1 protein-coding gene is annotated in these 408 nt (G+C 61.8%); it reads left to right on the top strand.

Going from position 1 to position 408, the window contains the following annotated elements:
• Positions 1–408, top strand: a 408-nt coding sequence (locus tag XpruCFBP8353_RS23130) for a hemagglutinin repeat-containing protein (protein WP_133125727.1), incomplete at both ends; no start/stop codon positions are given.

Raw genomic sequence — 408 nt, forward strand, 5'->3', positions numbered from 1 at the left:
GGGCGACACGCTGAGCCTGGATTCGGCACGGGACTTGGTGTTGGAAGCAGGCCAATCTGTTGGCTCCGAGCAAAGCAAGGGCAGCAACGCTGGCTTTGAAGTCGGTGTCGGCGCGCAAATCGGCGCGCAAACCGGCGTGTATGCCTATGTGCAAGCCAGCGCCGGCAGCCACAACTCGAACGCACAAAGCACCACCTGGGAGAACACCCAGTTGACGGGCAGGAATGTCGTCCTCACCTCCAAGGGCGACACGACGCTGCGCGGTGCCGTGGTCACTGCTGATCGGATCGACGCGAATGTCGGCGGAGATTTGACGATCGAGTCGCTGCAAGACGTCTCTCAGATTCAGTCCAAGGAAAGCAGCGTTGGTGGTCGCGTGCAGGTGTCGTTCGGCACCGCCTGGGATGC

This window comes from Xanthomonas prunicola, assembly GCF_002846205.1.
Classification (GTDB): domain Bacteria; phylum Pseudomonadota; class Gammaproteobacteria; order Xanthomonadales; family Xanthomonadaceae; genus Xanthomonas; species Xanthomonas prunicola.